Annotated in this window: 7 protein-coding genes; 5 read left to right on the top strand and 2 right to left on the bottom strand. The window is 57.3% G+C overall.

Going from position 1 to position 6,889, the window contains the following annotated elements:
* Nucleotides 1-366 precede the first annotated feature (366 nt).
* Entirely contained in the window at nt 367-1,488 is a 1,122-nt protein-coding gene (locus tag ABLV17_RS10685; protein WP_087858382.1) for a cupin domain-containing protein, read from the top strand.
* A 54-nt stretch (nt 1,489-1,542) separates the two neighbouring features.
* Here the strand turns inward: ABLV17_RS10685 and ABLV17_RS10680 are convergent, their stop codons facing one another.
* Together ABLV17_RS10680 and cusR are read right to left on the bottom strand one after the other, a co-directional pair.
* Nucleotides 1,543-2,985 (bottom strand): Cu(+)/Ag(+) sensor histidine kinase, encoded by a 1,443-nt coding sequence (locus ABLV17_RS10680; RefSeq protein WP_087858381.1) that lies wholly within the window; start codon nt 2,983-2,985, stop codon nt 1,543-1,545.
* Nucleotides 2,975-3,658, bottom strand: a complete 684-nt coding sequence (cusR, locus tag ABLV17_RS10675; protein WP_047046104.1) for a copper response regulator transcription factor CusR — start codon at nt 3,656-3,658, stop codon at nt 2,975-2,977. The genes ABLV17_RS10680 and cusR overlap by 11 nt, the downstream gene beginning before the upstream one ends.
* A gap of 64 nt (nt 3,659-3,722) precedes the next feature.
* Here cusR and ABLV17_RS10670 point away from each other — a divergent pair, with 64 nt between their 5' ends.
* The 4 genes from ABLV17_RS10670 to ABLV17_RS10655 are packed head-to-tail and all read left to right on the top strand — an operon-like array spanning nt 3,723 to nt 6,886.
* Complete coding sequence (locus tag ABLV17_RS10670; protein ID WP_257394921.1) at nt 3,723-3,845, top strand: hypothetical protein; 123 nt, start codon at nt 3,723-3,725, stop codon at nt 3,843-3,845.
* Nucleotides 3,832-5,217, top strand: coding sequence for an efflux transporter outer membrane subunit (locus ABLV17_RS10665; RefSeq protein WP_308958991.1), 1,386 nt, complete (start codon nt 3,832-3,834; stop codon nt 5,215-5,217). The genes ABLV17_RS10670 and ABLV17_RS10665 overlap by 14 nt, the downstream gene beginning before the upstream one ends.
* A gap of 17 nt (nt 5,218-5,234) precedes the next feature.
* Nucleotides 5,235-5,579, top strand: coding sequence for a cation efflux system protein CusF (gene cusF / locus ABLV17_RS10660; RefSeq protein WP_348854238.1), 345 nt, complete (start codon nt 5,235-5,237; stop codon nt 5,577-5,579).
* Between the two features lie 44 nt (nt 5,580-5,623).
* Nucleotides 5,624-6,886, top strand: a complete 1,263-nt coding sequence (locus tag ABLV17_RS10655; RefSeq protein WP_308958989.1) for an efflux RND transporter periplasmic adaptor subunit — start codon at nt 5,624-5,626, stop codon at nt 6,884-6,886.
* Nucleotides 6,887-6,889: the final 3 nt, after the last annotated feature.

The following is a 6,889-nucleotide window of genomic DNA, read 5'->3' as shown; positions in this document are numbered from 1 at the left end:
TTTTCTCTTCAACCGAACCGGCTGTTTGTGTGAAGTGATTCACATCTGCCGTGTCAGTGGGAGCGCATTATAGGGAGCTGCTGAGATATAGCAAGCCTTAAAATACAAAAAACTTATCAAGCGCTCATTAATTAAGCTTTTCACGTTTATCCGCGGTAAGACCGAATCGACAAAACCCAGTATTCATGCGGCCTGCAGCGCATTTCCTACCGAAACCACTTTTTTGCGAAAACGCGATTTTTCTCGTTTCCCCACCGCCGCTATCACGCCAATGGTGAATTAAGCACCACTCTTGACCCATGACAAAGCGCCCCGCTTCGTCATCTTTCTATAATCAGAGCCGTTTCTTCCTATTGGTAATAATCTATGGCTTATCAACTCAACATTAACTGGCCCGAGTTTTTAGAGAAGTACTGGCAAAAGCAGCCGGTCGTATTAAAGAAGGCGTTTCCGAACTTCATCGACCCCATCACGCCAGACGAGCTGGCCGGGTTAGCCATGGAGCCGGAAGTCGATAGCCGGCTGGTCAGCCTGGTTAACGGTAAATGGCAGGCCAGTAACGGCCCATTTGAGCATTTCGACGGGCTGGGCGAAAGCGGCTGGTCATTGCTGGCCCAGGCGGTAAACCACTGGCATATGCCGGCCGCCGAGCTGGTGCGCCCGTTCCGCGTGCTGCCTGACTGGCGTTTAGACGACCTGATGATCTCCTTCTCCGTCCCCGGCGGCGGCGTAGGCCCGCATATCGATCAGTATGACGTCTTTATTATTCAGGGCATGGGCAGCCGCCGCTGGCGCGTGGGCGATAAACTGCCGATGCGTCAGTTCTGTCCGCATCCGGCACTGCTGCACGTCGATCCGTTCCCACCGATCATTGATGAAGATCTGGAGCCGGGCGACATCCTCTATATTCCACCGGGATTCCCGCACGACGGCGTAACTCACGAAACGGCGCTGAACTACTCCGTCGGCTTCCGCGGTCCAAATGGCCGCGACCTGATCAGCAGCTTCGCCGACTATGTGCTGGAAAACGATCTCGGCGGCGAACACTACAGCGATCCGGACCTCACCTGCCGCGACCATCCGGGCCGGGTTGAAGAGTATGAACTCGACCGTCTGCGCAACATGATGATCGACATGATTCGCCAACCAGAAGACTTCAAGCAGTGGTTCGGCAGTTTCGTCACCACGCCGCGTCACGAGCTGGATATTGCTCCGGCGGAACCGGCATATGAAGAAGAGGAAGTGGTCGATGCGCTGCTAGGCGGCGAAAAGCTTTCTCGCCTGAGCGGACTGCGCGTTCTGCATATCGGCGACAGCTTCTTCGTACATAGCGAACAGCTGGATACCACCGATGCCGAAGCGCTGGATGCATTGTGCCGCTATACCTCATTAGGTCAAGAAGAGCTCGGCAGCGGCCTGCAAAATCCAGAATTCGTGAGCGAGCTGACGCGGCTGATTAATCAGGGCTACTGGTACTTCGAAGAGTAAAAGAACGGCAATACTGCGGGCAGCCGCCTGGCGCTGCCCGCTTGCTTTCAGCCGTTATTGCGCATATTTCGGCAGCACGATAATAAAGCGCGTAGAGCGCAGATCGGACTGCACCGCTACGCTGCCGTGATGGGCGCTGACAATCGATTTTACAATCGCCAGACCGATGCCGCTGCCCTCGCCTTTGCGCTGGCGCGACGGGTCGACGCGATAGAAACGGTCAAACAGGCGCGGCAAATGTTCAGCAGCAATCGGCGCGCCGGGGTTCTCCACCACCAGACGGATCTTTTCGGCACTTTCGCTCAACTGAATGGTCACCGCCTGTCCGGCCGGCGTATAGCGGATCGCGTTCGACAGCAGGTTGCTGATTGCCCGCCGCAGCATCAGCGGGTCGCCAATCACCCGGCAGTGGCTACCGACAAAACGCAGCGCCACCTCTTTCTCTTCCGCCCACGCTTCAAAGAACTCAAACACCTTATTCACTTCCTCGGCCAGATCCAGCGCCCGTTGTTCAGGGATTAACTGGTTATTATCCGCCTGGGCAAGGAACAGCATATCGCTGACCATCCGCGACATGCGCGAAAACTCTTCGAGATTGGAATAGAGCACCTCTTCCAGCTCCTGCTGGCTGCGGCTTTGGCTCAAGGCGATTTCGGTTTGCGTCACCAGGTTGGTAATCGGCGTACGGATTTCATGGGCGATATCGGCGGAGAAATTAGACTGGCGGGTAAAGACATCCTCTATCCGCTCCAGCATATGGTTAAACGACAGCGCCAGCCGTTCCAGCTCGATGGGCACCGCCTGCGGGTCGAGGCGCACATCGAGATCCCGCGAGGTAATATTCTGGATCTGGCGGCTGATTTGGCGAATCGGCTTGTGCCCCTGATAGACCACAAACAGCACGATGGCGATAATCAACAGGCTGATTATCGACGCCGCGGAAATCAGCTTCGCTTTGAGTTCATTAATATAGTGCAGGTGAAAGTCGATCGATAAAGCCATCAGCAGATGCCAGGCCGGTTTACCGTCCGACTGCTTGCCGAGCGGCAACATGATTAGCCGCCAGGAGCGGGTCTCCATTTGATGATTATCATGAACCATTTCCCGCGGCTGCGGGTCAGTCCATGAAATCACATTACCGTCGCGCAACTTCATCGCCAGCCCCGGCGTACTCATAATATGGCTGAGTTCCGGGCCGTCTGGCGACTGAAATAAGATATTGCCCTCGGCATCATCCAGACAGATAAAGACGTTAGCGTAGCCGCCGATCACGTTTTTTAAGATCTCCAGCCGCCGCTCCTGCGGGTAGTCGGCGTGGTTGAGCACCGTCTCAAGCGTGGTGCTGAGCTGCTTGAGATCGTGAACGTCGCGCTCTTCAAAATGAGCCTTCACCGAATGGATCATGATCCAGGTGAAGGCAAAGAAAGCGATGATAGTGGCGAGGCTGATAAAGAAGGTCAGCCGGGTGGCCAGCGAAAAGGGGCGCTTAGCGGCCATCCGGCACCTCAAGCATATAGCCGACGCCGCGCACGGTCTGGATAAGCTTCGGCTCGAAGTCGTTATCGATTTTGGCGCGCAGCCGCTTCACCGCCACGTCGATGGCGTTAGTGTCGCTGTCGAAATTCATATCCCACACCTGCGACGCGATCAGCGAGCGGGGTAGCACCTCGCCCTGATGGCGCAGGAAGAACTCCAGCAGAGTGAATTCTTTACTGGTCAGGGTGATACGAGTCGCGCCGCGCATCACCTTGCGGCTGACCAAATCAACGCTGAGATCGGCCGCCTGAAACTGGCTTTCTACTATTACCGCCGCTCCGCGACGCAGCAGAGTGCGCACCCGCGCCAGCAGTTCCGCAAAAGCAAAGGGCTTCACCAGATAGTCGTCGGCGCCCAGCTCCAGCCCCTTCACCCGATGCTCGATAGTGCCAAGCGCGGTGAGCAGCAGGATCGGCATCCCTTTATTGGCGGCGCGCAGCATGCGCACGATATCCCAGCCGTTGACGTCCGGCAGCATGATGTCGAGGATCAGCAGATCGTAGTCGCTGGTCATCGCCAGGTGATAACCGTTAAGGCCGTTGTCGGCCAGGTCGACGACGAATCCGGCTTCGGTAAGCCCTTTGGTCAGGTACTCCCCGGTTTTCTTCTCATCTTCGACAATCAAAATCTTCACGGCTGGCTCCTTCACGCGCGCTCTGTGCGGGTATTCAATTTTAGAGGAGCCCCTCCGGATAGCAATGAAATATCAGGAAAATGACAGCTTTGTCATTTTCCTGTCACGCGTTGAACAGAGCCCGCTGCGTAAAGTATCCGCCATTGATAAATCGCCGAAAACCGTCTGCCGTCATGCGCCCAATTAAGCTTCTTTCTCTCAGCGTGATATTCGCCTTAACCGGCTGTCTGTCACTTGCTCCGGACTATCAGCGCCCCACCGCGCCGGTGCCGCAGCAGTTCTCTCTCAGCCAGAACAAACTGGTTACTGCGACTGCGGGCTACCAGGAAACCGGCTGGCGTACCTTTTTCGTCGACCCACAGGTAAAAAGCCTGATTAGTACCGCGCTGACCAACAATCGCGATCTACGGATGGCGGCGCTGAAAGTGCAGGAAGCCCGCGCCCAGTACCGGGTGACCGACGCCGACCGCTACCCGCAGCTTAACGGCGACGGCAGCACCACCTATGGCGGCAAGCTTAAAGGCGATACCACCACCAGCAGCAATTATGCCGCTGGCTTGAATCTCAGCTACGACCTCGACTTCTTTGGCCGGTTGAAAAACCTTAGCGAGGCCGACCGACAGAACTTCTTCGCCAGCGAAGAGGCGCGGCGCGCGGTGCATATCCTGTTGATTGCTAACGTTTCACAAAGCTACTTCAACCAGCGGCTGGCGGCGGCGCAGTTGCAGGTGGCGAACGACACCTTGCAGAACTATCAGCAGTCTTACGCCTTCGTTGAAAAACAGCTGCTGACCGGCAGCACCACCGTCCTGGCGCTGGAACAGGCGCGCGGCATGATCGAAAGCACTCGCGCCGATATCGCCAAACGGCAAGGTCAACTGGCGCAGGCTAATAACGCCCTGCAGCTACTGCTCGGCAGCTATCAACGGCTGCCGGACGATAGCGCCAGCAGCGCGGTGGACCTGAAAGGCGTAACCCTGCCGCCGTCGCTCTCCTCAGAGATCCTGTTGCAGCGGCCGGATATTTTAGAGGCCGAACACAGCCTGCTGGCGGCCAACGCCAATATCGGCGCCGCGCGGGCGGCCTTCTTCCCGTCGATTACCCTGACCAGCTCGCTCTCCGGCAGCAGCAGCGAGCTCTCCAGCCTGTTTAACGCCGGCAGTGCGATGTGGAACTTTATCCCCAAAATTGAACTGCCGATTTTCAACGCCGGGCGTAATCAGGCCAACCTCGATCTGGCGGAGATCCGCCAGCAGCAGCAGGTGGTCAACTATGAGCAAAAAATACAGTCCGCCTTTAAAGAGGTGGCCGACGCGCTGGCCCTGCGCCAGAGCCTGGCCGATCAAATTGCCGCCCAGCAGCGTTATCTCGCTTCACTAAATATCACTCTGCAGCGCGCCACCGCGCTCTATCGTCACGGCGCGGTCAGCTACATCGAAGTCCTGAGCGCCCAGCGCGACATTTTCACCACCCGACAAACCCTGCTGGAACTCAACTATTCCCGTCAGGCTAATGAAATCACCCTGTTCACCGCCCTCGGTGGCGGCTGGATGGAATAACCCGAGGAGTCTTGATTATGAATTCACTGTCTAAAATCGCCCTGTTCACGCTGTTATCCGGTGTGATGTTCGTGGCCCAGGCCGCCGACCCACACGCCGGTATGGCAATGCACGAGCAGCCCGCAGCCACGCAGACGCAAAGCATCACTGGCAAAGGCATCATTAAAGCCATTGATATGGATAATAAAAAAATCACCATCGCCCACGAAGCCATCCCGGCGGTGAACTGGCCGCCGATGACCATGCGCTTCACCATCACCCCGCAGACACAGCTCAACAATGTGAAGAACGGCGACAGCGTGGATTTCACCTTCGTTCAGCAGGGCAATCTGTCGCTGTTACAGGATATCCGCGCCCAATAACGGCCCGGCGACGGTAGGCTCCTCAACAACTGAATGGACGACACATGGCATCCCTGACACTGAAAAATACGGCGCTGATCCTCGGCAGCATGGTAATTGGCGGCGCGCTTACCGCGGCGCTGTATACCCGACTGACGCCGCCCCTGAATAGCGCATCCGCGACCGAGCAGCAGCGCAAAGTGCTGTTCTGGTACGACCCGATGTACCCGAATACTCGCTTTGATAAACCGGGTAAATCGCCGTTTATGGATATGGATCTGGTGCCGAAATACGCTGATGAGGAGAGTGCCGCCGCCGGTGCGCCGGGGGTGCGTATCGACCCGACGCAGACCCAGAATCTCGGCGTAAAAACCGCCGCGGTCAGCCGCGGGCCGTTGCGCTACGCCCAGACCTTCCCGGCCAACATCAGCTATAACGAGTATCAGTACGTAATTATGCAGGCGCGGGCTGCGGGCTTTATCAATAAAGTCTATCCGCTAACCGTCGGCGACAAAGTCAAGCAAGGCACGCCGTTACTCGAGCTGACCATCCCAGACTGGGTGGAAGCGCAGAGCGAATATCTGTTGTTGCAGGAGACCGGGGGCACCGCCACGCAGGTCGAGGGGATCCTCGAGCGTTTGCGCCTCGCCGGAATGCCTGATGACGATATCCGCCGCCTGAAAACCACGCGTAAAATCCAGACCCGCTTTACCCTCAAAGCGCCGATCGATGGCGTTATTACCGCCTTCGATCTGCGTGCCGGAATGAATATCGCCAAAGATAATGTGGTGGCGAAAATTCAGGGCATGGACCCGGTGTGGGTCAGCGTGGCGGTGCCGGAATCCATCGCCTGGCTCATTAAAGACGCCTCGCAGTTCGCCATTCAGGTTCCCGCCTGGCCGGGCAAAACCTTCAACATCAACAAATGGACCATTCTCCCCAGCGTCGATAGCGCCACCCGTACCCTGCAGCTGCGCCTGCAGGTCAACAACCCGGATGAAGCGCTGAAGCCGGGGATGAACGCCTATCTGAAACTGACCAGCGAAAGCGCGCCGATGCTGCTGATCCCATCAAAAGCGTTGATCGACAGCGGCAACGAGCAGCGAGTGATTACCATGGATAACGAGGGGCGCTTCGTGCCGAAGCTCGTGCAGGTATTCCACGAATCCAATGGCGTTACGGCCATTCGTAGCGGGCTACAAGAGGGTGAGCAGGTGGTCGCCAGCGGCCTGTTCCTGATCGACTCGGAAGCCAATATCTCCGGCGCGCTGGAGCGCATGCGCGCGCAGGCTCCTGATGTCACAGCCCCTGCCGCCCACGCGCACTGAGGA

The organism is Klebsiella sp. CN_Kp091, assembly GCF_040065095.1.
In the GTDB taxonomy this organism is placed as follows: domain Bacteria; phylum Pseudomonadota; class Gammaproteobacteria; order Enterobacterales; family Enterobacteriaceae; genus Klebsiella; species Klebsiella aerogenes.
The sequence above is the reverse complement of the archived record's forward strand: the minus strand, read 5'-3'. Positions and strand labels throughout refer to the sequence as shown.

Excerpts from the sequence above, each read along its gene's own strand:
- ABLV17_RS10670 (WP_257394921.1), top strand. The coding sequence starts at position 3,723 with ATGAAATATCAGGAAAATGACAGCTTTGTCATTTTCCTGTCACGCGTT.
- ABLV17_RS10655 (WP_308958989.1), top strand. The coding sequence starts at position 5,624 with ATGGCATCCCTGACACTGAAAAATACGGCGCTGATCCTCGGCAGCATG.
- ABLV17_RS10685 (WP_087858382.1), top strand. The coding sequence starts at position 367 with ATGGCTTATCAACTCAACATTAACTGGCCCGAGTTTTTAGAGAAGTAC.
- ABLV17_RS10665 (WP_308958991.1), top strand. The coding sequence starts at position 3,832 with ATGCGCCCAATTAAGCTTCTTTCTCTCAGCGTGATATTCGCCTTAACC.
- ABLV17_RS10680 (WP_087858381.1), bottom strand. The coding sequence starts at position 2,985 with ATGGCCGCTAAGCGCCCCTTTTCGCTGGCCACCCGGCTGACCTTCTTT.
- cusF (WP_348854238.1), top strand. The coding sequence starts at position 5,235 with ATGAATTCACTGTCTAAAATCGCCCTGTTCACGCTGTTATCCGGTGTG.